The sequence below is a fragment of the Burkholderia sp. Bp8992 genome, from assembly GCF_003853705.1.
Lineage (GTDB): Bacteria > Pseudomonadota > Gammaproteobacteria > Burkholderiales > Burkholderiaceae > Burkholderia.
Window position 1 is genome coordinate 1 of record NZ_QTQI01000011.1, and the last position, 23,960, is coordinate 23,960.

Annotated in this window: 23 protein-coding genes; 18 read left to right on the forward strand and 5 right to left on the reverse strand. The window is 69.6% G+C overall.

The window, feature by feature from the left end:
• Window positions 1-699, forward strand: a 699-nt coding sequence (locus DIE03_RS17385; RefSeq protein WP_148092901.1) for a PLP-dependent aminotransferase family protein, incomplete at its 5' end; no start/stop codon positions are given.
• Between the two features lie 36 nt (window positions 700-735).
• Here DIE03_RS17385 and DIE03_RS17390 read toward each other — a convergent pair.
• A complete protein-coding gene (locus DIE03_RS17390; RefSeq protein WP_124452405.1) occupies window positions 736-1,896 on the reverse strand; it encodes an NAD-dependent formate dehydrogenase in 1,161 nt (386 codons plus the stop codon).
• A gap of 234 nt (window positions 1,897-2,130) precedes the next feature.
• Between DIE03_RS17390 and DIE03_RS17395 the strand changes: the two genes are divergently transcribed.
• Window positions 2,131-3,663 (forward strand): FAD-dependent oxidoreductase, encoded by a 1,533-nt coding sequence (locus tag DIE03_RS17395; protein ID WP_124452407.1) that lies wholly within the window; start codon window positions 2,131-2,133, stop codon window positions 3,661-3,663.
• A gap of 42 nt (window positions 3,664-3,705) precedes the next feature.
• Window positions 3,706-4,083 (forward strand): DUF5594 family protein, encoded by a 378-nt coding sequence (locus DIE03_RS17400; RefSeq protein WP_124452409.1) that lies wholly within the window; start codon window positions 3,706-3,708, stop codon window positions 4,081-4,083.
• 50 nt (window positions 4,084-4,133) lie between these two features.
• On the opposite strand, the gene DIE03_RS17405 is transcribed toward DIE03_RS17400, so the two are convergent.
• A complete protein-coding gene (locus tag DIE03_RS17405; protein WP_034189953.1) occupies window positions 4,134-4,352 on the reverse strand; it encodes a DUF6566 family protein in 219 nt (72 codons plus the stop codon).
• 122 nt (window positions 4,353-4,474) lie between these two features.
• On the opposite strand from DIE03_RS17405, the gene DIE03_RS17410 reads away from it, so the two are divergent.
• The 4 genes from DIE03_RS17410 (at window position 4,475) to DIE03_RS17425 (ending at window position 7,482) form a co-directional block, all read left to right on the forward strand.
• Window positions 4,475-5,113, forward strand: a complete 639-nt coding sequence (locus tag DIE03_RS17410) for a MarC family protein (protein ID WP_124452411.1) — start codon at window positions 4,475-4,477, stop codon at window positions 5,111-5,113.
• A 45-nt stretch (window positions 5,114-5,158) separates the two neighbouring features.
• A complete protein-coding gene (locus DIE03_RS17415; protein ID WP_124452413.1) occupies window positions 5,159-5,623 on the forward strand; it encodes a hypothetical protein in 465 nt (154 codons plus the stop codon).
• Between the two features lie 300 nt (window positions 5,624-5,923).
• Window positions 5,924-7,129: a zinc-dependent alcohol dehydrogenase gene (locus DIE03_RS17420; RefSeq protein ID WP_124452414.1), complete on the forward strand. Its 1,206-nt coding sequence runs from the start codon at window positions 5,924-5,926 to the stop codon at window positions 7,127-7,129.
• Window positions 7,130-7,158: 29 nt separating this feature from the next.
• The gene (locus DIE03_RS17425) at window positions 7,159-7,482 is read left to right on the forward strand and encodes a four-helix bundle copper-binding protein (RefSeq protein ID WP_124452416.1); all 324 of its coding nucleotides are present in this window, start codon (window positions 7,159-7,161) and stop codon (window positions 7,480-7,482) included.
• A 10-nt stretch (window positions 7,483-7,492) separates the two neighbouring features.
• Here DIE03_RS17425 and DIE03_RS17430 read toward each other — a convergent pair whose 3' ends face one another.
• A complete protein-coding gene (locus DIE03_RS17430; protein ID WP_124452418.1) occupies window positions 7,493-9,085 on the reverse strand; it encodes an ATP-binding protein in 1,593 nt (530 codons plus the stop codon).
• Between the two features lie 276 nt (window positions 9,086-9,361).
• Here DIE03_RS17430 and DIE03_RS17435 point away from each other — a divergent pair, with 276 nt between their 5' ends.
• From DIE03_RS17435 to DIE03_RS17475, 9 genes are all read left to right on the forward strand, one after another.
• On the forward strand, window positions 9,362-9,739 hold the full coding sequence (locus DIE03_RS17435; protein ID WP_124452421.1) for a chemotaxis protein: 378 nt from the start codon (window positions 9,362-9,364) through the stop codon (window positions 9,737-9,739).
• Window positions 9,740-9,926: 187 nt separating this feature from the next.
• Complete coding sequence (locus tag DIE03_RS17440) at window positions 9,927-10,766, forward strand: BON domain-containing protein (protein WP_124452423.1); 840 nt, start codon at window positions 9,927-9,929, stop codon at window positions 10,764-10,766.
• Window positions 10,767-10,819: 53 nt separating this feature from the next.
• Complete coding sequence (locus DIE03_RS17445; RefSeq protein WP_185658177.1) at window positions 10,820-13,555, forward strand: ABC transporter transmembrane domain-containing protein; 2,736 nt, start codon at window positions 10,820-10,822, stop codon at window positions 13,553-13,555.
• Window positions 13,548-14,072, forward strand: coding sequence for a hypothetical protein (locus tag DIE03_RS17450; protein WP_124452425.1), 525 nt, complete (start codon window positions 13,548-13,550; stop codon window positions 14,070-14,072). The genes DIE03_RS17445 and DIE03_RS17450 overlap by 8 nt, the downstream gene beginning before the upstream one ends.
• A gap of 184 nt (window positions 14,073-14,256) precedes the next feature.
• Entirely contained in the window at window positions 14,257-15,006 is a 750-nt protein-coding gene (locus DIE03_RS17455) for an SDR family oxidoreductase (RefSeq protein WP_124452426.1), read from the forward strand.
• Complete coding sequence (locus DIE03_RS17460; protein WP_124452428.1) at window positions 14,997-15,608, forward strand: HAD-IIIA family hydrolase; 612 nt, start codon at window positions 14,997-14,999, stop codon at window positions 15,606-15,608. Before DIE03_RS17455 ends, DIE03_RS17460 begins: the two co-directional genes overlap by 10 nt.
• Window positions 15,605-16,807 carry a glycosyltransferase family 9 protein gene (locus DIE03_RS17465; protein ID WP_124452430.1) on the forward strand — a complete coding sequence of 401 codons (1,203 nt, stop codon included), beginning with the start codon at window positions 15,605-15,607 and terminating at the stop codon, window positions 16,805-16,807. The genes DIE03_RS17460 and DIE03_RS17465 overlap by 4 nt, the downstream gene beginning before the upstream one ends.
• Window positions 16,808-16,810: 3 nt before the next feature.
• Window positions 16,811-18,556 carry a carbamoyltransferase C-terminal domain-containing protein gene (locus tag DIE03_RS17470; protein WP_124452432.1) on the forward strand — a complete coding sequence of 582 codons (1,746 nt, stop codon included), beginning with the start codon at window positions 16,811-16,813 and terminating at the stop codon, window positions 18,554-18,556.
• The gene (locus DIE03_RS17475; protein ID WP_124452434.1) at window positions 18,553-19,554 is read left to right on the forward strand and encodes a glycosyltransferase family 2 protein; all 1,002 of its coding nucleotides are present in this window, start codon (window positions 18,553-18,555) and stop codon (window positions 19,552-19,554) included. The genes DIE03_RS17470 and DIE03_RS17475 overlap by 4 nt, the downstream gene beginning before the upstream one ends.
• Before the next feature lie 13 nt (window positions 19,555-19,567).
• Here DIE03_RS17475 and DIE03_RS17480 read toward each other — a convergent pair whose 3' ends face one another.
• Window positions 19,568-20,620 carry an RNA-guided endonuclease TnpB family protein gene (locus DIE03_RS17480; RefSeq protein WP_124452437.1) on the reverse strand — a complete coding sequence of 351 codons (1,053 nt, stop codon included), beginning with the start codon at window positions 20,618-20,620 and terminating at the stop codon, window positions 19,568-19,570.
• An 89-nt stretch (window positions 20,621-20,709) separates the two neighbouring features.
• On the opposite strand from DIE03_RS17480, the gene DIE03_RS17485 reads away from it, so the two are divergent.
• Together DIE03_RS17485 and DIE03_RS17490 are read left to right on the forward strand one after the other, a co-directional pair.
• A complete protein-coding gene (locus DIE03_RS17485; protein ID WP_124452439.1) occupies window positions 20,710-21,798 on the forward strand; it encodes a glycosyltransferase family 9 protein in 1,089 nt (362 codons plus the stop codon).
• The gene (locus DIE03_RS17490) at window positions 21,788-22,738 is read left to right on the forward strand and encodes a glycosyltransferase family 4 protein (RefSeq protein ID WP_124452441.1); all 951 of its coding nucleotides are present in this window, start codon (window positions 21,788-21,790) and stop codon (window positions 22,736-22,738) included. Before DIE03_RS17485 ends, DIE03_RS17490 begins: the two co-directional genes overlap by 11 nt.
• A gap of 10 nt (window positions 22,739-22,748) precedes the next feature.
• On the opposite strand, the gene DIE03_RS17495 is transcribed toward DIE03_RS17490, so the two are convergent.
• Window positions 22,749-23,786 (reverse strand): sigma-54-dependent Fis family transcriptional regulator, encoded by a 1,038-nt coding sequence (locus tag DIE03_RS17495; protein WP_124452443.1) that lies wholly within the window; start codon window positions 23,784-23,786, stop codon window positions 22,749-22,751.
• Window positions 23,787-23,960 lie beyond the last annotated feature (174 nt).

Sequence of the window (23,960 nt, forward strand, 5' to 3'; positions counted from 1 at the left end):
CAGCCGATCGCGGCATGCATGGTGATGCCGAACTTCCAGAACCCGCTCGGCTTCCAGATGCCCGACGAGCGCAAGCGTGAACTGGTGGCGTTCGCAACGAAAGCGGACCTGCCGATCATCGAGAACGGCGTGTACAACGAACTGTACTTCGGCAACATGCATCCGAGCACGCTGAAGTCGTTCGATCGCCATGACATCGTGCTGCATTGCTCGTCGTTCTCGAAGAGCCTGACGGCCGCGTACCGGATCGGCTGGGCATTGCCGGGGCGCTATCGCGAGCAGGTCGAGAAGCTGAAGTTCCTGAATACGCTGGCGACGCCGTCGCTGCCGCAGCTGGCCATCGCGGAGTTTCTCGAACGCGACGGCTACGAGCATCACCTGCGGCGGATTCGCAAGGCGTATGCACAGCAGGCGAACCTGATGCGGACGATGGTGTCGCGGTTCTTCCCGGAAGGCACGCGCATGTCGAGCCCGGCCGGCGGCTACGTGCTGTGGGTCGAGTTGCCCGCGCAGGTCGACGCGATGCGGCTGTACCAGCTCGCGCTGGAGCAAGGGATCACGATCGGGCCCGGCTACATGTTCTCGATCGCGGACAGCTACCGTAACTTCATCCGGTTGAACTACAGCAGCCCGTGGTCGCCCGAGATCGAGCAGGCGGTCGTGACCGTCGGCAAGCTCGCCGCACACTGTCTCGACTGAACCTGCCGTCGCGCGCGCCGTGCATGGCGTGTGGCATCAGGTCAGCCGGTACGACTGCGCGCCCGTGCCCGCGAGCGTGCCGCCATCGACGATCAGGTACTCGTCGCGGATCGGCTTGCCGTCGAACCAGCATTGCAGGATCTCCAGCGTGCCGGCCGCGTAGCGCGCCTGCGCGGACAGCGACGTGCCCGAGATATGCGGCGTCATCCCGTTGAACGGCATCGCGCGCCACGGGTGATCGGCCGGCGCGGGCTGCGGAAACCACACGTCCCCGCCGTAGCCGGCGAGATGCCCGGACGCGACGGCATTCACGACCGCGTCGCGGTCGACCAGCTTCGCGCGCGCGGTGTTGATCAGGTACGCGCCGCGCTTCATCCGCGCGATCATCGCCGCGTCGAACAGGTGCTCGGTCGACGGGTACAGCGGGATCTGCAGGTTGACGATGTCGACGGCACTCGCCAGCGACGCGGGATCGGCGTGATACGTGAGCCCGAGTTCCTGCTCGGTCGCGGCATCGAGCCGGTGGCGCTGCGTGTAGTGCAGCTGCAGGCCGAACGGCTTCAGCCGGCGCAGCACGGCGAGGCCGATGCGCCCGGCGCCGACCGTGCCGAAATGCATGCCTTCGACGTCGTAGCTGCGCGACACGCAATCGGCGATGTTCCAGCCGCCTTGCTGCGCGACCGCATGCGACGGCAGGTAGTTGCGCACCAGCGCGAGCGTCGTCATTACCACGTGCTCGGCCACGCTGATGCTGTTCGAGCCGGTGACTTCGGCGACGGTGACGTGCGCGCGCGCCGCGGCGTCCAGGTCGACGTGATCGGAGCCGATCCCGGCGGTCAGCGCGAGCTTCAGCTTCGGCGCGCGGGCGATCCGCTCGGCCGTCAGGTACGCGGGCCAGAACGGCTGCGAGATCACCACGTCGGCTTCGGGCAGCCGGCGCTCGAATTCGGAATCGGGGCCGTCCTTGTCGCTCGTGACGATCAGCGTATGGCCGTGCGCTTCCATATAGCCGCGCAACCCGAGCGCGCCGGACACGGAGCCGACGAGTTCGCCGGGCCGGAAGCCGAGCGGGCCCGCCGGCGTCGGCGCGCTTTGGCCGTTCGCGTATTGCGAAATGACCGGAATCGTGTCGCGCACGTAGCGCGGCGGATAGCCGTCGACGGGATCGGGGTAGAGCACACACAGGACGGTGGCCATCGGGGAGCACTCCTGACGACGGGATGAAGGCGGCACGCGCATTGCGCGGGACGCGCGACGTGCCCCGCGGGCGGGCGGCGTGTTGCGCCGCAACGTTGATGACGTTCTACGCCCGTCATGGATCGCGTGCAAGCTACAGTCCGTGTTTGCGTGCGCTGCGGGGCGTCTGTACCTGTTCTTTTCAGGAGGGATGTCGATAATGGGATCGTTACCTGACTTTCCGGGAGCCACGTCATGACTGCAAGCGACGATTCGTCTTCGCGCCCCGATCTCGCGGCAGGCATCGCGCTCGATGACATCGCCGACGGTGCGATGATCGAGGGCCATGTCGGCGATGCAGCGGTGCTGCTCGTGCGCCGTGCCGACGAACTGTTTGCCGTGGGGGCGAATTGCCCGCACTACGGCGCGCCGCTGGCCGACGGCCTGCTGGTCGGCGATACGATCCGCTGCCCGTGGCATCACGCGGCGTTCTGCCTGCGCACGGGCGAACTGCAGCGCGCGCCGGCGCTCGACGGGCTGCCGTGCTGGCGCGTCGAGTGCCGCGACGGCCGCGCGGTCGTGCTCGATGCGCGGCCGGCCGTCGTGCCGACTGCGCTGGAAGCGGCCGGGCTGCCGGCGTCGGTCGTGATCGTCGGCGGCGGCGCCGCTGCGATCGCGGCGGCCGTGACGCTGCGGCAGGAAGGCTATCCGCATCCCGTCACGCTGTTGAGCGCCGACGCCGATCCGCCGTACGACCGGCCGAACCTGTCGAAGGATTACCTCGCGGGCACGGCCGATGCCGACTGGCTGCCGCTGCGCGCACCGTCGTTCTATACCGCGCAGCGCATCGACGTGCGGTGCGGCACGCGCGTCGCCCGGATCGATCCCGCGCAGCACGTGGTCGAGCTGGCTGACGGCAGCCGCGTCGGATACGGCGCGCTGCTGCTCGCGACGGGCGCCGAGCCGAACCGGCTGACGGTGCCCGGTGCCGACCTGCCGCACGTGTGCGTGCTGCGCTCGCGCGCCGATTGCGACGCGCTGATCGGCAAGCTGAAAACCGCGCGCCGCTGCGTGGTGGTGGGCGCGAGCTTCATCGGCCTCGAGGCGGCCGCCGCGTTGCGTACGCGCGGGCTCGACGTGCACGTCGTCGCACCCGATGAGCGCCCGATGGCGCGCGTGCTCGGCGATGCGCTCGGCGATGCGATCAAGGCGCTGCACGAATCGCACGGCGTCGTGTTCCATCTCGGCGCGACACCCGCGCGGATCACGCCGGACAGCGTGACGCTGTCGAACGGCGACGTGCTGCCGGCCGATGTCGTGGTGGTCGGCATCGGCGTGCATCCGAACGTCGCGCTCGCGCAGGACGCGGGGCTCGCCGTCGAACGCGGCGTGACGGTCGACCATTTCCTGCAGACGAGCGCGCCCGGCATCTACGCGGCCGGCGACATCGCGCGCTGGCCCGATCCGCTGACGGGCGAGCGGATCCGCGTCGAGCACTGGGTCGTCGCCGAGCGGCAGGGCATCGTCGCGGCGCGCAACATGCTCGGCCAGCAGCGGCCGTTCGACGCGGTGCCGTTTTTCTGGAGCCAGCATTACGACCTGACGATCCACTATGTCGGGCATGCGGAGCACTGGGATCGCGTCGAGATCGACGGTGACCTCGGCGCGCACGACTGCTCGATCGCATACTGGCGCGGCGACACGCGGCTCGCGGTCGTGACGGTCGGCCGCGATCTCGACAGCCTGAAGGCGGAAGCGGCATTCGAGCAGCAGATTGCAGCCGCGTGATGGCGGCGTGACGACACAATCCGAACCTGGAGTGAAGAAGAGATGAATCCCGACGTCCGTGCCCGTTTCGAAACCGAATTCGCGCCGCGTATCGCGGCGCGCCTGCGCGACCTGTACCAGCCCGGCGAAGTGACGGTCGACGTCGTGCCGCACGACGGGCAGGGCAGCCCGACCTGCGTCGACGTCGTCGGCCTCACGTCGACGGTGGGGCTGCCGAACCGGCTGAATGCGCGGCTCGCGTGGCGCGACGATGCAGTCGCCGGCTTGCTGGCCGAGCGCGACCCTGGCCGCTTCGACCGCTATCTCGCGGCACTGCCGGTGACGATCGAGCGTTGGCAGATGGAATTGCCGGTCGATTTCAGCTCGCGGACCCAGCGCGACCGCGAGATCCTGATCGGCGACCTCGATTTCGATGCATGAAACGCGCGGTGCGACGGCGGCCGGGCGATGTGCCGATGAACCGCGCGACGTTAGCGGTCGCGCGTCTTGACGATCACGCGACCCTGGTCGATGCCGCCGCGCAGCGCCTCGTCGCACGTGAGCCATTCGGGCGTGACGAGCTCGGGCGCGGGCAGGTCGACCGGCGCGCCGTCGCGGAAGATCCGCACCTGCGCGACCCACGCGCCGTTCGCGTTGCGCGTCGCTTCGACGCGAATCTCGTGATCCATGAAGGTATCGGTGGCTTGCATCGGTCGGGGCCCTCCGTCATGCGTGAACGCGGTGCGTCGATCGTATCAGCACGGCGCGCGCCGTGCACCGGAAACCGGCATGAACCTGCATTCGATTCGGCATGCGAAACGGGAGCGACCCTGTGGCCTTCGACCTGACTTTTTCCATCAAGGTATTCGCGGCGCTGTTCGCGATCATGAACCCGATCGCGAACATCCCGGTATTCCTGTCGCTGACCGAAGGCGCGGCGGACGGCGTGCGCCGCAAGGTCGCGCTGACGGCCGCGATCGGCGTGTCGGTCGGCTGCATCGTATCGGCCGTCGCGGGCGGCGCGATCCTGCACGTGTTCGGCCTGACGATCGACGATTTCCGCCTCGCGGGCGGGCTGCTGGTGCTGCTGATCGCGCTGTCGATGCTGCATGGTGCGCCGAGCCGCCAGCATGCGCCAGGCGAAGACGAGGGCGCCGATCCGGCGGCGGCCGAGAGCATCGCGATCTATCCGTTGACGATCCCGTTGCTGGTCGGCCCCGGCACGATCGCGACGATGATCGTGCTCGGTCACGGCGCGTTCTCGACCGGGCAGGAACTTGCGTTCGCGCTCGGCCTGGCCGCGTTTCTCGTGCTGCTGGCCGTGTCGCTGCTGTCGGCGCCGCTGATCGGACATTACCTGTCGCCGCGCGTGACGGCCGTCACGCAGCGGCTGATGGGGATGATTCTCGCGGCGATCGCGATGCAGATGATCGTCGCGAGCCTGAAGGCCGCGTTCGGGCTGCCGCATTGAGCGCGGCGTGCCGAAGCGCGGCCGTTCGATTGCATGGAGTCCCCGATGAACACGCTGATCGTGTTGTCCTATCCCGATCTCGATGCGGCCCGTCGCGCGATGGCCGAACTCGGGACGTTGCGCGACCGGCACGTCGTCGCGCTGTCGGGCGTCGTGATCGTCGAGTGCACGACCGACGGACGGTTGCGCACGCATTCGGTCGATCCCGGCCGCGTGTCGTCCGGATCGCTGCTCGACAGCGTGGTCGAGCACATCGAAGCGTCGCTCGACGCATGGCGCGAGCGCCCGGTGGACGACGCGCTGACCGACCGCGTCGCGCGCAAGGCGCGCCCGGGCACCGTATCGCTCGGGCTCGCTGCGACGCAACTCGACATCTACGCGCTGAGTGCGGCGCTGGCGCCGTTCGGCGGAGAGGTGACCGACACGACACTGTCGATCGACGACGAACTGAAGCTCGTCGAAGCGATCTCGAACGCGCGCGACGGCGGCGGCAGCGTTGCGGCCGATTGATTGACGTCGCGTGAAGGTCGCGGTCGCACGATCGGTGCGCTGCGCGGCCGCAGGTGTGCGCCCCCTCCTGTCGATCAGGCTGGATGACGACGGGCGGTTCGCGAGGCGCTACATGGGAGTTTCGGGAAATTCGGCGAGAAGGCAGGCAAATGTCGTGCGGCGCAACGGCTGCTGACGGCCGCTGACGGCCCGATGCTTGCGGAATGGTCGCGTGCGCAGCCACCGGCCCGGGCGCACGCCTTGCTCGATAGCCTCGACGGTCACATGCACCGTTTCCGCTTTCGACAAGGAGGGCCTGACATGAAAGCAGTCGTATTTCACGGCATCGGCGACATTCGCATCGACACGGTGCCCGATCCCGAGGTCGCCGCGGCGACCGACGCGGTCGTGCGCCTGACGGCCAGCGCGATCTGCGGCACCGACCTGCACATGGTGCGCGGCACGCTCGGCGGGATGAAGCCGGGCACGATCCTCGGCCATGAAGGCGTCGGCATCGTCGAGGCGATCGGGCGCGACGTGCGCAACCTGAGGCGTGGCGATCGCGTGCTCATTCCGTCGACGATCGCCTGTGGCAGCTGCGCGTACTGCCGCGCGGGCTACACCGCGCAGTGCGACGCCGCGAATCCGGGCGGCCCGCGCGCGGGCACCGCGTTCTTCGGCGGGCCGGCCGAGACGGGCCCGTTCGACGGGCTGCAGGCCGAATACGCGCGCACGCCGCTTGCGCACGCGAGCCTGATCCGCTTGCCGGACGCGATCGACGACGATCGCGCGATCCTGATGTCGGACATCTTCCCGACCGGCTATTTCGGTGCGCAGCTCGCGGAGGTGAAGCCGGGCGATACGGTCGCGGTGTTCGGCGCGGGGCCGGTCGGCCAGTTCGCGATCGCGAGCGCGAAGCTGATGGGCGCCGGGCGCGTGATCGCGGTCGACCGCATCGCGTCGCGTCTCGAGATGGCCTGCGCGCAGGGCGCCGAAATCATCGACTTCTCCGAGGACGATCCGGTCGATACCGTGCTGCGGCTGACGGGCGGGATCGGCGTCGATCGCGTGATCGATGCGGTGGGCGTCGACGCGATGCGGGCGACGCACGGGCCGGCCGCGGCCGACGGTGACGCCGTGCGCGCATTCGATGCGGAAGTCGCGGCGATCGTGCCGCGCCCGAGGCCGGACGGCCGCAACTGGGTGCCGGGCGACGGGCCGTCGCAGGTGCTGCAATGGGCGGTGCGCGCGGTCGCGAAGGCCGGCACGGTCGCGGTGATCGGCGTGTATCCGTCGGCCGCGCGTGTGTTTCCGATCGGCGACGCGATGAACCGGAACCTGACGATCAAGATGGGCAACTGCAATCACCGGACGGTGACGCCGCCGCTCGTCGAGCTCGTGCGCAGCGGCGCGTTCGATCCGTTGTCGGTGCTCACGCGCTGCGAGCCGCTGACGAACGCGATCGATGCGTATCGCGCGTTCGACGTGCGCGAGCCGGGCTGGATGAAGGTGAAGCTGGCGCCATGACGACACGAACCGAAACCGGGAGCACTGCGATGAACGATCGATACGACAACTGCATGGCCGCGTGCGATGCCTGCGCGCACGCGTGCGACACCTGCGCGGCCGCCTGCCTCGCGGAGCGCGACGTGCACGCGCTGGCCGGCTGCATCGCGCTCGACATCGAATGCGCGCAGCTGTGCCGCTTCGCGTCGGGCGCGATGTCGCGCCGCAGCGGGCTCGCACCGCGCATTTGCGCGCTGTGCGCGCATGCGTGCGACCTGTGTGCGGCCGAGTGTTCGCGGCACGCGCACGAGCATTGCCGGCGCTGCGCGCTCGCGTGCGAGGCGTGCGCGGCGATGTGCCGCGCAATGGCCTGAGCACGGGCGCTTACGGCGTGTCCTGAACCTGGCGCGCGACGCGCTGCAGCAATGCGTCGAGCACGGCCATCTCGACGGGCTTCACGAGATGGCCGTCGAAGCCTGCACGTTCGGTGCGCGCCAGGTCGGACGCGCGCGCATGGCCGGACAGCGCGACGCAGGTCGTGTCGCGCAGCGCGTCGATCGCGCGCAGTTCCTGCAGCAGCGTGAAGCCGTCGACGTCCGGCATCGTCAGGTCGAGGATCATCAGTTGCGGCAGGTAGTCGCGGGCGAGCGCCAGCGCTTCTGCCGCGTGGTACGCGACGCGCGGCGCGTGTCCCTTCACCTTGAGCAGCACGGCGAGCGTGTCGGCCGAGTCGCGGTTGTCGTCGACGATGACGATGCGCAGCGGTGTGGTGTCCGATGGCGCGTTCCTGGCCGGTTCGGGCGCGCGGACCGGCGCCGCACGCGCCATCCGGTCGATCGGCAGTTGCACCGTAAACGTCGCACCGTGACCGGGCCCGTCGCTTTCGGCGGAAATCCGTCCGCCATGCAGTTCGACGAAGGTCCGGCAGATCGAGAGGCCGAGCCCGAAGCCGCCGCTCGGCGGGCGCCCCGGTGCGCCTTGCTGCTCGAACAGGTCGAAGATCGCTTCGAGAGCGCCGGGCGCTATGCCGACGCCGCGATCGGTGACGCGGATCGCGACCACCGGCCCTTCCACCCGCGCGCCGACGTCGATCCGTCCGCCGTGCGGCGAGAACTTCGACGCATTGTCGAGCAGGTTGTGCAGCACCTGGACGAGCCGCGCTTCGTCGCCGTGCAGCAGCACGGCATCGGCCGGCAGGTCGACGTGGATGTGCTGCCCGCGCGCGGCCAGTTTCGGCTGGATGCTCTCGACGCCGCGACACACGACATCGCGCACGGTGACGGGGCGATCGTCGAGCTCGACCTTGCCGGCCGTGATGCGCCCGACGTCGAGCAGATCGTCGACGAGCCGCGTCAGCTGTCCGACCTGGCGGTGCACGGCGTCGCGGCACTGCGCGAGCGCGGGCGCCGGATCGGGCAGGTGCTGCAGCACGCCGACCGAGTGGCGCAGCGGCGCGAGATGGTTGCGCAACTCGTGCGCGAGCATCGCGATGAACACGCTGAGCCGGTGCGTCGACGCTTCGAGCTCCTCGAGCCGCTTGCGCTCGGTCATGTCGCGCGTGATCTTGATGAAGCCGCACAGCTGGTTCGCGTGATCGTGCACGGGGGTGATCGTCACGCTCGCCCAGAACTGCGAGCCGTCCTTGCGCACGCGCCAGCCTTCGTCCTCGAAGTGCCCGCGCCTGGCTGCCGCGTCGAGCCCGTGCGACGGCCGGCCGGCCGCGATCGCGTCGGGCGGATAGAAGCGCGAGAAGTGCTGGCCGACGATCTCGGCGGCGCGATAGCCCTTGATGCGCTCGGCCCCCTTGTTCCAGGTCGCGACGTTGCCGTACGGATCGAGCATGAATACCGCGTAATCGGTGATCGAGCCGACCACCGTCTGGAAACGGAACTCGGCGAAGCGATGCAGCAGGTCGCGCGCGTCGGGCAAGCCGGGCGGCGAGGGGGGCGAGCGAGGATCGGTGTCGTCTCTGTTCATCGGTGCAACGGGTCGAAGGCGGGCGGGCAAACGCCGCCCGGCCGCCGCCGGGCGGGCCGGCGGCGGCGTCATGAATCGGATTGGCACCCCGGAAAGCATAAGGGAACTCAATTCGCCTGATCAATGGGTGCGCATCGGCTGTGCCATCCGTCGTGTCGGCGGCCGGAACCGGCCCGGCCGCGCGATGCGGCATGCCGGTTGCACGACCGTGCGGCCCGCCTGCCGTGCGATGGCCGCCCGGCCGCACGCGGCGGCAAGCCCTGCAAGGAGATCGACATGAATAGCACGCTGAACCCCGACAACGAACCGGCCGGCCCGGACGACGACAACGCCAGCCGCGGCCGCGACGGCCGCGCGCTGGGGCCGAGCGACTCGTCCGACAGCGGCAGCGACACGGCCGGCGCGCGGCGCCATCCGTTCGACATCGATTCGCCGCTCGACGATCACGCGCTCGAACGCGGCGATACATCGCTCGACAGCGATACGGACCGTGCGGGCACCGGCGAGCGTGCGTCGGCGGACGGCGATTCGACGCTCGACGAAGGCGCGGACATCGAGCCGGACCGTACCGAGCGGCTGAGCGAGCCCGGTCGCACAAGCGAGTCGAACGACCCGGACGAACCGGGCGACCCGGACGACGGCGGTGCGCCGTGACGCCCGGCACGCAAAAACTGCAATCGCGTTGCAGATTCGCGCGCCCGGCGGCAGATCGCCGTTGCGGTGCGCATCCGTCGTGCGCGGGCCGCGGCATCGGCACGCGGCTTGCGTGCCATCGGCTCGGCGCGCGCCGCGACGCGGCATGGGGCCGTGCGCGACGCGGGCGCGATCAAGGAGAGACACGATGCAACGACGATATCCCGGACGATACGGCGAGCGTGGCGGCCCGCCCGAGCGGCACGAGCGCGACGAGCGCCCGTACCGGGGCGCCGGCGAGCGCGGCATCCCGGACGATCCGGCGCGTTGGCCGGAGGAAGATCACGAGTCTGAATCGGCTTATCGCCGTTTCGCGAGCGAGGACGTCGGCCCGGAAGACTGGGGCAGCGAATGGACCGAGCGCGCCGCACGGCCGGCTGGCCAGTCGCGCGGCGCCGGTGCGGACTGGCCGGGCCGCGCGCGCCAGCCGGCGCGCGAAGCCGAACCCGGCCGCCGCGCGGAAGGCCGCGAAAGCGCGTACGGCGGCGACCGCCCGGCGTTCCGCGGTCATCACCGGATGGGCTGGTACGGCGGCGAGTACGACCAGGGCGATCCGCGCGGCGGCGACCGCGCCCCGGATCAGGCGCGATTCGGCAGTGAAGCCGAACGCGACGCGCTGCGCCAGCGCCGCGGGCCGAAGGGCTACACGCGCTCGGACGAACGGATTCGCGAGGACGTGTGCGAGCGGCTCGCGCATGCGCTCGAGATCGACGTGAGCGACGTCGCCGTGCAGGTGAATGACGGTTGCGTCCAGCTGGACGGCACGGTGCCGGCGCGCTGGATGAAGCACGACATCGAGGATCTGGCCGACGGCTGCCTGGGTGTGCGCGACGTCGAGAATCGCGTGCGCGTGCGTCGCGACGGCGAGCACGATACCGGCACGGTGCTGCATCCCGACCAGCGGACCGTCACGCCGACGCTGCCGGCCGCGCGCGATCCCGAACCCGGCACGGTCGGCCCCGACCGCGAGCGCAAGCCGCATCATTGACCGATCGTGCACCACCCGGCGCGATCCCGATCCCGTCCGCGAGCAGCGCGCGCATGACGACCGGAACCGACGATACGCGGCCCGCGCGCCGCGCTGCAGCCGCAGGCCGCGAGCGTCGCGACGAGCGCGGCCTGCGGCTGCGGATCGCGGCCGAACTGTGGCGCGCGATCTGGCATTACCGTGCGCGCGTACTGGCGGCCGTCGTGCTGCTGGTGCTCGCGAAGGCGGCGGCGGTGTCGGTGCCGCTGCTCCTCAAGGACATCGTCGACGGTTTCGGCCGCGCCCGCGACCAGCCCGTCGCATGGCCGGTGCTGCTGCTGTTCGCGTACGCGGTCGTGCGTTTCGCGTCGAATGCGCTGAACGAAGTGCGCGACATGACGTTCGTGCAGGTCACGCAGCACACGGTCGCGTCGTTTACAGTCCGCACGTTCGGCCACCTGCACCGGCTCGGCGCGCGCTTTCATGCGCAGCGCGAAACGGGCGCCGTCGTGCGCGACCTCGAGAAGGGCACGGCCGGCATCGGCTACCTGCTCGGCGTCGCGATATTCACCGTCGTGCCGACGGCCATCGAGATCGGCTCGGTGCTCGTGATCGTGATCGTCAAGTACGGCGGCGGCTTCACCGCGATCATCGTCGTCACGTTCGCCGTCTACGCGGCGTATACGGTGGTGTTCACGCGCCGGCGCATGCGTTACCAGCGGCGCGTGAATGCGCTCGAGGCCGAATCGAATGCGCGCGTGGTCGACAGCCTGCTGAACGTCGATACGGTCAAGTACTTCGCGCGCGAGGACGTCGAGCGCGATCGCCTCGGCCGCGTGCTCGACGCGTGGCGCGAAGCGGGCGTCGACAACCAGTACGCGTTGTCCACGCTGCATATCGGCCAGAGCGCGTGCATCGGCGCGGGGATCGCGGCCGTGATGCTGCTGGCCGGCCAGCAGGTCGCACGGGGCGTGATGACGGTCGGCGATCTCGTGCTGATCAATGCGTACATCATCCAGATCAGCCTGCCGCTGAACGCGCTCGGCTTCGTGTTTCGCGAGGCGAACGACGCGATGACGAATATCGAGCGGCTGTTCGGGCTGCTCGATGCGCGCGGCAAGCCGGGCGAGGACGGCGATGCGCCCGGCGCGCGGCCTCTCGAGGTGCGCGGCGGCGCGATCGAGTTCGCGCACGTCGACTTCGGCTACGAGCCGAGCCGGCAGATCCTGTCGGACGTGTCGTTTCGCATCGAGCCCGGGCAGACGGTCGCGGTGGTCGGCGGCAGCGGCTCCGGCAAGTCGACGCTCGCGCGGCTGCTGTTCCGGTTGTACCAGCCCGATGCGGGCACGATCCGGATCGACGGCCAGGACCTGCGGCTCGTCACCGAGCGCAGCCTGCGCGACGCGCTCGGCATCGTCCCGCAGGACACCATCCTGTTCAACGACACGCTCGCGTACAACATCGCGTACGGCAAGCGCGACGCGACGCGCGGCGAAGTGATCGCGGCCGCGCGCAGCGCGCAGCTCGATGCGTTCATCGAGCGGCTGCCCGATGCGTACGACACGCGCGTCGGCGAGCGCGGCGTGCGGCTGTCGGGCGGCGAGCGGCAGCGCGTCGCGATCGCGCGCGCGTTGCTGAAGGCGCCGCCGATCGTCGTGTTCGACGAGGCGACCTCGGCGCTCGACACGCGCTCGGAGCGCGCGATCCAGCAGGAGCTGATGCGCGTCGCGCAGCACCGCACGAGCCTCATCATCGCGCACCGGCTGTCGACGATCGTCGATGCGGACCGCATCCTCGTGATGGAGCACGGCCGGCTCGTCGAGCACGGCACGCACGACGCACTGCTCGAAAGCGGCGGCGTGTATGCGCAGATGTGGTCGCTGCAGGCGAAGCAGCGCGAACTGGCGCGCACGGAGGCGAAGTTCGCGCGGCAGCCGGTGCCGATCAACCCGCTCGTGTCGCAGGTGCTCGATTCGCTGTCGGAGGCGGCCGCACGACGCGGCGTGCCGGTGATTCGCCACCTGTCGGGCGAGGATCTCGTCGTCGAGGCCGATCCGGCCGCGCTGCGGCGCTTCGTATGGGAATTGTGCCGCGGCGCGATCGACGCGAGCGGCGGCGGGCAGCTCGAGGTGCGCACCGCGCGCCACGACCCGGAAGCGCGGATCACGATCGCGTGTGCGGGCGTCGACGCGCTCGAGCTGTCGCTGATCGATCTCGAGCGGCTGCAGGACACGATCGAGGAAGCCGGCGGCTACGTGGTGCGCGAACGCGACGATACGGGCGTGACGCTGCACCTGTCGCTGCCGATGTGCGCGGTCGTGCCGGCGCCGGTGCAGCTGGCGGGCAGCACGCCGGACCGGGGCGTCGATGCCCGTGCCCGGCCGCTCGACGGCATTCGTGTCGCGTGCGTGGACGATCACGACGAGGCGCGCGACGCGCTTGCCGCGCTGCTGAAGACGGCCGGTGCGGACGTGCACGCGTATGCGTCCGGACAGACGCTGCTGGACGACCTGTGGCGCGCGCGCCGCGCGGACTGGCCGGCACTGCTCGTCTGCGACATCGATCTCGGCGACGACGAGGAAGACGGCTACACGGTGATGTCGCGCGTGCGCCAGCTCGATGCCGCGCGCGACCGCGACGGCCGCGCGCCGCTCGAGGCGCTGGCGCTGTCCGGCCATGCGCGCGAGCGTGACCGCACGCGCGCGGTCGAAGCCGGTTTTCACGCGTACCTGACCAAGCCCGCGGTAGCGGCCGACCTGATCGCGGCGTTGCGAGCGCTCGCGTTTTCCTCCGGAGAAACCCATGCCTGAACTTTCGAACCCGACGCGCGGCACGCTGACCGAGCGCCGCGCCGGTAGCGCGTTCGCGGACCGGCAGGCCGCGGTGGCTGCCGTCGAGCTGCTGCTGCCGAGCCTGTCGGCGGCGCTGCAGAGCGACCTCGTCGGCGACAGCGGCTGCCTGCACATCGTGATCATGGATCCGGCGCTCGGGCCGCACGACGCCGCGTTCGAGGACGCGATCCTGTACGAGTTCTCGCTGCCCGACCCGAAGGACTGGGATGCCGACTACCGCGCGTACGCGCGCGCGAAGGCGCGGCTGTCATGGGAGACGGGCCGCGACGGCCATGTCGTGCAGGCGCTGGAGCCGTACCGGCTGCGCGCGGGCGACACGAACCTGTGGGGCGGCGTCGCGCTCGGCGGCATCGTGGTCGGCGTGTCGGGCGCCCAGCCGTGGTTCGACGAGGCGTTCGCGGGCTGCATCGCCCACTGCCTGCGCGCACTGGCAAAGCGCCGTGCGCAGGCGACGCCCGACGCTCTCGCGATCTGAACGCGGCCGTCCGCGCGCGTTTTTACAGCCGGTTATAAAAAAGCCAGCGATCGCCTGCCGGCGCCCGGTGCGGTGCCGGCGCGGGCGGCCCGGCACGGTTTTCGCTGTCTCTCCTGTATCGATGGTTGTCGCGACAAGCGTAACCGTCAGTCGGATTGCTTTCCAACGTCGACAGGAGGTGCAGGTGAATGCGACTCACGATCCAGCAGGACCGCCGCTCGCGGGCCGAACCGCGCTCGTGACCGGCGGCGGCCGCGGTCTCGGCGAGGCCATTTGCGAAGATCTCGCGCGGCACGGCGCGCACGTGGTCGTCGCCGACCTCGACGGCGACCGTGCGGCGGCCGTCGCGCAGCGGCTCGAACGGCACGGCGGGCAGGCGGTCGGCCGGCCGCTCGACGTGCGCGACGAGGCATCCGTGCTGCAGGTCATCCACGATGCGCGCGAGTCGCTCGGCGATCTGGACGTGATCGTCAACAACGCGGCGATCGACGTGACCGCGCCGATCGACGACGTGAGCATCGACGCGTGGCGGCAGGTGCTGATGACGAACCTGTTCGGCCCGTACCTGATGTGCCATGCGGCCGTGCCGATGATGAAGGCGCGCGGCGGCGGGCATATCGTCAACATCGCGTCGACCGCGTCGAAGCGCGCGTGGCCGAACGCGTCCGCGTATCACGCGACGAAGTGGGGGCTGCTCGGCCTGTCGCATGCGCTGCATGCCGAACTGCGTCCCAGCGGCGTGCGCGTGTCGGCGATCGTCGCGGGCGGGATGCGCACGCCGTTCCTGCTCGACCGCTTCCCGGACATCGACGAGGACACGCTGCAGCCGCCGGAGCACGTCGCGGCCGCCGTGCGGTTCGTGCTCGCGCAGCCGCCGGGCACCGTCGTGCCGGAACTGATGGTGCTGCCGATGAAGGAGACGTCATGGCCCTGAAGCGCGAACGGCGGCTGCCCGGCGCGGTGCTGCTCGACAAGGACGGCACGCTGCTCGACGACGTGCCGTACAACGTCGATCCCGCGCGGATGCGCCTCGCGCCGGGCGCGGCGCGGGCACTGCGTGCGCTCGGTGCGACCGGCATGCCGCTCGCGGTCGTGTCGAACCAGCCGGGCATCGCGCTCGGCCGCTTTACCGAACCTCAGCTTGGCGCGGTCCGCCAGCGTCTCGCCGAACTGTTCGAAGCGAACGGCGCGGTGCTGGCGGATTTTTTTTACTGCCCGCATCACCCGCAGGGCAGCGTGCCGCGCTACACCTGCGACTGCATCTGCCGCAAGCCGCGCCCCGGCATGCTGCGCCGCGCGCTGGCCGCGCTCGGCGTCGTGCCCGAATGGAGCTGGATGATCGGTGACATCCTCGACGATGTCGAGGCCGGCCGCACCGCGCGCTGCAGCACGATTCTCGTCGACTGCGGTCACGAGACCGAATGGCGGGTCGATGCAGCGCGCACGCCGCATCACGTGGTCGACCGTGTCGATCTCGCTGCCGACATCGTCGTGCGCGAAGCCGTGCGCCGGCACGGCACGTGGATGCGGCGATGAACGCCGCCTGGCGCCACGCGCGGCGCATCCTGTGCGTGCGGCTCGACAATCTCGGCGACGTGCTGATGACGACGCCCGCGCTGCGGGCGCTGAAGGAGGGCGGCGACGGCCGCCGGCTCACGCTGCTGACGTCGCGCGCGGCCGCCGTGCTGGCGCAGCATCTGCCGATGGTCGACGACGTGTGGAGCTACGACGCGCCGTGGGTCAGGCACCCCGACCAGCGTGGCGACCCGGTGGCCGATCTCGACATGATCGACCGGCTGCTGGCGGGCCGCTTCGACGCGGCCGTGATCTTTACCGTCTACAGCCAGAACCCGCTGCCCGCCGCGATGATGTGCTGGCTCGCGGGTATCCCGCTGCGGCTCGCGCATTGCCGCGAGAATCCGTATGAACTCCTGACCGACCGCGTGCCGGAAACCGAGCCGGACGCGCACGTGCGCCACGAGGTCGCGCGCCAGCTCGCGCTGGTGCGGACCGTCGGCGCGAAGACGTCGGACTGGCGGATGGCATTCGAGCCGGGCGACGCGGCGCGGCGCGCGGTGCACACCCGCTTGCGGGCCGCGTTGCGGTGCATCGGCGGCATGCGCCGGCCGGACGCGGAGCACGCGCGCTGGCTGGTCGTTCATCCGGGCGCGAGCGCAGCCTCGCGGCGCTGGCCGGCCGAGCGGTTCGGCGAAGCCGCCGCCGCCGTCGCGCCGTGGTTCGACGGCATTGCGGTGACGGGCAGCGCGAGCGAACGCGCGCTGGTCGACACGGTGTGCGAACGCGCGGGGCCACGCGCGGTGCCGCTCGCCGGCGCGTTGCCGCTCGGCGAACTCGGCGCGCTGGTCGAGACGGCCGACCTGCTGCTGTCGAACAACAGCGGCCCCGTGCATCTCGCGGCCGCGCTCGGCACGCCGGTGGTCGACCTGTACGCGCTGACCAACCCGCAGCACACGCCGTGGCGTGTGCCGCATCGTGTGCTGAATGTCGACGTACCGTGCCGCAACTGCTATCGCAGCGTGTGCAACCAGCCCGGCCATCCGTGTTTGCGCGGCGTGAGCGTCGACGACGTGGTCGCCGCCGTGCACGCGTTGCTGCGCGGCGGCGCGCGTCATGCGCAACGCGCGGCCTCGCGGGCTGCGGCACACGGCGGCGAGCCGGTCGCTGCGCACGCATCGAACGTGATTCCGTTCGCGCACGCCATCACCAGGAGCTGAGGCATGCCAGACCCGATCCATACGCTCGGCATCAACGCCGCTTTCCACGACAGCGCCGCGTGCATCGTGCGCGACGGCATCGTGATCGCGGCCGCCGAGGACGAACGCTTCACGCACGTGAAGCACGCGAAGCGTCCGGTGCCGTTCTCGACCTGGGAGCTGCCTTTCCACGCGATCGATTACTGCCTCGCGGAAGCCGGCATCACGCTCGCGGACGTCGACCACGTCGCCTATTCGTACGACCCGTCGTTCGAACTCGACCGCGAAGGCGCGGCGCCGTCGCTGACGTTGCCGCTTGCACCGTCCGCGCATGCGCCGCGCGAGGACGGCGCGTCGCCATGGCATCCGCTGTTCCTGTCGTCGATCGTCAACGCGCCGCGCCAGCTCGCGGGCGGCGCGCCGCATCACCTGCAGCGGCGCTTGCGCGGCGTCACGCACGACGGGCCGTTCCGCTGGCATTTCATCGAGCACCATCTCGCGCACGAGGCGAGCGCGTTTCTTGCGGCGCCGTTCGAGCGCTGCGCGGTGATGACGATGGACGGGCGCGGCGAGCGCGCGACGACGAGCTACGGCGTGTTCGACGGCCGGTCCTACCGGCGGCTCGGGCAGGTCAACCTGCCGCATTCGCTCGGGCTGCTGTACGAGCGGGTCACGCGCTATCTCGGCTTCCTGCATTCGTCCGACGAGTACAAGGTGATGGCGCTCGCGTCGTACGGCAAGCCGGTGTTCGCCGACGACATGCGCCGGCTCGTGCGGTATCGCGGCGAAGGGCGCTACGACGTGGTCGACGCGGATCTCGCCGCGCTGTTCGGTGCGCCGCGCGAACGCGGCGGCCCGATCGAGCCGCATCACTGCGACATCGCGCATGCGCTGCAGATCGTACTGGAAGAGACGGCGCTGCAGGCGGTCGACTGGCTGGCCGCCGAGACCGGCGAGCGGCAGCTCGCGATGGCGGGCGGCGTCGCGCTGAACTGCGTGATGAACGCGAAGATCCGCGATCGTGGCCCGTTCGACGACGTGTGGGTGCAGCCGGCGGCGGGCGACGCGGGCACCGCGCTCGGCGCCGCGCTGTGGACCGACTTCCGGATGCGCGGCGCGCGCGGCGACTGGCGGATGGATCATGCGTATCTCGGGCCGGCCTACGGCGACGACGCGATCGAGGCCTTCCTGAAGGAAGCGCAGCTGCCGTACCGGCGGCTCGCCGACGTGGCCGCGCAGACAGCCGCGCTGCTCGCGGCGAACCGCGTGATCGGCTGGTTCCAGGGGCGCATGGAGTTCGGCCCGCGCGCGCTCGGCGCACGGTCGATCCTCGCGTCGCCGATCGACCCGGACATGCAGCGCAAGCTGAACCGGATCAAGGATCGCGAGGATTTCCGGCCGGTCGCGCCGGTCGTGCTCGAAAGCCGCGCGCATCACTGGTTTGCCGGCGGCCGGCGCACGCCGCTGCGCGCGCCGTTCATGCTGTTCGTGTACGACGTCGTGGCCGATCGCGCGGAAAGGATTCCGGCCGTGCGCCACATCGACGGCACCGCGCGCGTGCAGACCGTCGACGAGCGCCAGCATCCGCTGCTGCACGCGCTGCTGACCGAGTTCGACGCGCTCACCGGCGTGCCGGTGCTCGTCAACACGTCGTTCAACACGCGCGGCGAGCCGATCGTCTGCACGCCGCGCGACGCGATCGAATGCTTCTGGACGTCGCCGCTCGATGCGCTCGTGATCGGCCCGTTCCTGCTGGAGAAGCCGCGATGAACCTGCGCGACACGCAACTGCCGCCGGTGGTGTCGGTCGTCGTGCCGACCTATCGGCGGCCCGACCTGCTCGAACGCTGCCTCGACGCGCTGTGCGTGCAGGTGTTCGATCCGGCGACCTACGAGATCGTCGTCGTGGACGACGACCCGGCCGGCAGTGCACGGCCCGTCGTCGATGCATGCCGCGCGCGCGTGACCGACGTGCCGTCGATCCGCTACATGACCGCGCCCGCCACGCAGGGGCCGGCCGGCGCACGCAACGTCGGCTGGCGCAGCGCGTGCGGCGCACTGATCGCGTTCACCGACGACGACACGATTCCCGACCCGACCTGGCTGCGTTACGGTGCGGCGGCGCTGCTGGCCGAGCCGTCGGCGGTGGCCGCGGCAGGGCGCATCGACGTGCCGCTGCGGGCGTGCCCGACCGACTACGAGCGCGATGCGGCGGGCCTCGCGCATGCGGAATTCGCGACGGCGAACTGCTTCGTGCGGCGCGCGGCGCTCGAACGCATCGGCGGTTTCGACGAACGCTTCACGCGTGCATGGCGCGAAGACGCGGACCTGATGTTCGCGCTGCGCGAGCATGCGGGGCCGATCGTCGATGCCGGTGCAGCGCGCATCGTGCATCCGGTGCGCCCTGCGCGTTGGGGGGCGAGCGTCGGCCAGCAGTCGAAGGTGTATTTCGACGCGCTGTTGTACAAGAAGCATCGCGCGACCTACCGGCGCCACATCCGGCCGGTGCCGCCGTGGCACTACTATGCGGCCGTGCTGGCGGCGCTCGGTGCGATCGCGTGCTTCATGGCCGGATGGCCGGCGCCGGGCGTCGCGTGCGCGGCGGTCTGGGCCGTGATTACCGCCGCGTTCTGCGTGAAGCGACTGCGCGGCACGCAGCTCACGCCGTCGCACGTTGCCGAGATGATCGTCACGTCCGTCGCGATTCCGCCCGTGTCCGTGTACTGGCGCATGCGCGGGGCATTTCATTTCCGGGTGCTCTTCCTTTGACGTCCTCCTGTCCCTAAAGGGAGAGGATTCCCACATCTGGCGATGCACGTCCGCATCGGAGAATGTTCAACGCAGCGTTGGTATCTCGATCATGCTCGACACCACAGTCACTGCAGGCCCACTCTCTTATTCTCAGTCCTGCGATACCTTTCGGCCGCGTCGTGCTGTCTTTCGACCCGCACGACGAACAGGACTGGGTCGAACCGCTTTCGTCGACTTCCTCGAACGTGGCTCCGTGCGCGATCGCTTTGTAGCTGAGCTTGTTTCGGAAGGACGACGAGGATGCGTCGTAGACGCTCTTCGCCATCCTGGTTCTGGCAAGTTTGACAGCCGACACGTTGCTGACCGCGATGTAATCGAAGCGCCGCACCAGATCGAGCGCGAGCTTGTGCTGGAAATCGGCGCGGGCATTCGCGATCTTTGCGTGCAGCTTCGCGATATGTCGCTTGTGCTTTCGCGCCCGTTGCGCTTTCGCCAGCTTTTCCGCCGCTCGTCGACCGAACTGGTCATTGGGCAGCTTCTCGCCGGTCGAAAGTGTGGCGAAGTCTTTGAGGCCGAGATCGATGCCGACACCGGAACGGATAGGTCGGGCCGAAACATCCGGCATCTCGATCACGATGTTGAGAAACCAGTTGCCGCGTGCATCCTGCGCAAAGCTGGTTCCATCCTTGATCTTGCCTTCGGGAAGCGGTCGGCTGTTGAACACGCGGAAGGTGTTGCCGGCGAAACGGAACGCGTCGCCCTCGCGCTTCAGGTCACGGCCCTTCAACGGCACCCAGCCGAGCGACTTCCTGCCGCGATAACGCAGGTACGGGTGACGGTGCTGACTGCGCGACTTCGCGTATTGCTCGCAAGTCGCGTTGATCGTGCCGGAGTGGATGCCGAGTTCCTTGCTGCTGCCGGTCGTCAGCACGTTCAGGTCGAATCCCGTCGGCCACTTCTTGCTCCACTTGAGCGCGTGCTTCTGCGTGTCGTTGCAAAAGTTCCAGACGTAGTTCACCACACGGCTCTGCTTGTTGAGCGGTCCATTGAGCGATTTCACCCGGTAGCGGTAGACAAGGATCATGCAGGCGATCCTAACCCGTGGAAGAAGCTGCCTGTCAACAGCAGGCCTTTCCTCTCCGTCCTGAAGGACGGGGTTTCTCGGAGCAACTGATGAAGCTCGATCCCAGCGTTGATTCCGACGGCCCGCGCGGCCCGAAGCGGATCGCGGTGTTCCGTGCGTTACAGCTCGGCGACATGCTGTGCGCCGTGCCCGCGTTGCGCGCGCTGCGGCGCGGCGAACCCGATGCGCGCATCACGCTGATCGGCCTGCCGTGGGCGCGCGAATTCGCGTCGCGCTTCTCGGACTACATCGACAGCTTCATCGCGTTTCCGGGTGCGCCGGGTCTCGCCGAGCAGCCCGCACCGGACGCGGCCGCGCGCGAAGCGTTCATCGCCGAATGCCGGTCGCGCGACTTCGACCTCGCAATCCAGCTGCACGGCAGCGGCGCACACACGAACGCGATCGTCGCGTCGCTCGGCGCGACCCGCACGGCCGGTTTCGTGCCGGCCGGCGGCGGCACGACCGCGCTCGACTGCGCGCTGGTCTGGCGCGACGACGAACCGGAAGTGACGCGCTACCTGACGCTGACGCGCGAGCTCGGCTATGCGGACTGGGGCGACTACCTCGAATTCCCGCTCGGCGGCCTCGACTATGCGCTGTGGCACGTGCTCTGCGACGAACACGCGCTCGATCCGGGCCGCTACGTGATCGTCCATCCCGGCGCGCGGATGGCGTCGCGGCGCTGGCCGGTCGAGCGCTTCGCACTCGCGGCGCGGCAACTGGCCGACGACGGCTGGCAGATCGTGCTGACCGGCACGCGCGCGGAACTGGCGCTGGCCGGCGCATTCGCCGAGCATCTCGCGCGGCCGTGCGTGAACCTGTGCGGCCGCACGCCGCTCGGTGCGCTCGCGGCGTTGATCGGCCGTGCGCGGCTGCTGATGTGCAACGACACGGGCGTGTCGCATATCGCGGCGGCGCTCGGCACGCCGAGCGTCGTCGTCGCGTGCGGCAGCGACGTGGCGCGCTGGGCGCCGCTCGACGGCACGCGCCATCGCGTGCTCGCGAACTACCCGGCCTGCCGGCCGTGCATGTTCGATACGTGCCCGTACGGGCACGAATGCGCGACGGCGATCGGCGTCGGCGACGTGATGGACCAGGCGGGCGCACTGCTCGCAGAGGAGAGACGTCATGTCACATAAGCGATTGCGCGTGCTGACCTGGCACGTGCATGGCAACTACCTGTATTACCTGTCGCAGGCGCCGCACGATTTCTACATCGTCACGAAGCCGCAGCATCCGGCGGGTTACGCGGGCCGCGTCGGGCACCTGCCGTGGGGCGACAACGTGCATGAGGTACCGGCGGAGTGCGTACGCGACACAACGTTCGACTGCGTGCTGTACCAGCATGTGAAGCATTACCAGCACGACCGCCTGCGGCTGCTGAGCGAAGCGCAGCGCGCACTGCCGACGCTGTTCGTCGAGCACGATCCGCCGCGCGAGCATCCGACCGACACGCTGCACCCGGTGCAGGACCCGAACGTGTTGCTCGTGCACGTGACGCCGTTCAACGCGCTGATGTGGGACAACGGCGTGACGCCGACGCGCGTGATCGAGCATGGCGTGCCGATGCCCGAGGGCGTTGAATATCGCGGTACGCTGCCGAAGGGCGTGACCGTCGTGAACCATCTCGCGAAGCGCGGCCGGCGCCTCGGCGCGGACGTGTTCGAGGCGGCGCGCCACTGCGTGCCGATCGACCTGGTCGGGATGGGCTCGGCCGAGCTCGGCGGGATCGGCGAGGTGTCGAACCCGGCGCTGCCGCAGTTCCTGTCGCACTACCGGTTCTTCTTCAATCCGATCCGCTACACGAGCCTCGGGCTCGCGGTGATCGAGGCGATGATGATCGGGCTGCCGATCATCGCACTCGCCACGACCGAGATGGCGCAGCTCGTGAGAAGCGGTTGCAACGGCATGGCCGATACGCGGCCGGCCGTGCTGGTCGATGCGATGCGCATGCTGATCCGCGATCCGGAGCTGGCGCGCGAGTGGGGCGCGGCGGCCCGGCGCGACGCATGCGAACGATTCGGCATCGAACGGTTCGCGCGCGACTGGGACGCGGCACTGCACGACGTGACGGCATAGCGCGTCGCGCTCATGGCGCCGGCGCGGACGACGCGTCGGGCGGGTTGCCGCCGTTCGCCGCATTCGCATTCTGCGGCGCGGTGGCGCTGGCCGCGTTGCGCTCGTGCGCGGGCAGCAGCGCGAGACGGTTGTACAGCGTCTTCAGGCTGATGCCGAGCGCCTTCGCGGTACGCGGCTTGTCGCCCTTGAAATGCCGCAGCGACGCGACGATGAAGCGCTGCTGCGTATGCGCGAGCGTCGTGCCGATATGCAGCGTCATCGCGTTGTGACGGACTTCCTCGCGCGGTGGCGGGCGGCGCGGCAACTGCAGTTCGATCTGCTCGTCGGCGAGGATGAAGGCGCGTTCCAGTGCGTTGCGCAACTCGCGCACGTTGCCGGGCCACGAATACGCGCGCAGCGCCTTCATCGCCTGCGTCGACAGCCGCTTTCTCGTGCGGTGCCGCGCATTCAGCCGCTCGACGATCTGCAGCGCGATGTCGCCGACGTCGTCCTCGCGCTGCCTGAGCGCGGGCACGTGCAGCGCGACCGGTGCGATCCGGTAGAACAGGTCTTCGCGCAAGCGGCCGCTGCGCAGCGCCTCGACGGGATCGTGGTGGGTGGCCGCGACGATCCGCACGTCGAGCGGAATCGGCTCGTGGCCGCCGACGCGAACGATCGTGTTCGTCTCGAGCGTACGCAGCAGCTTGACCTGCAGTTCGCCGGGCATCTCGGCGATCTCGTCGAGAAACAGCGTGCCGCCGCGCGCGGCTTCGAACATGCCCACATGCTGGGCAACGGCGCCCGTGAAGCTGCCTTTCTCGTGACCGAACAATTGCGATTCCGCGATGTCGTGCGGGATCGCGCCGCAGTTGACGGGCACGAACGGCCCGCGTCGGCGCGGGCTCATGTCGTGGATGAGCCGCGCGACGATATCCTTGCCGGCACCGCTTTCTCCGACGATCAAAACGCTGATGCGCGTGGCCGCCACGCGCGATATTTTCAGCAGCAGATCCTGGATCGTGCGCGAGCGACCGAACAGACGTGCGCCGTCGTCGACTGATTTCGACATGATGTGATCCCGAATGGGGAAGATTTGACCGAATGTGTCGAGGCGGATGAAAAAATGACGTGGCACACGCCGTTTTTCACGTCTCCAGCATACATTTCGTACCGATTCCAAGGCATTGAATCTGGCAATGCGGGTAGCGTCGACAGATAGATTTATTCGATGAGCGAAGCTTGC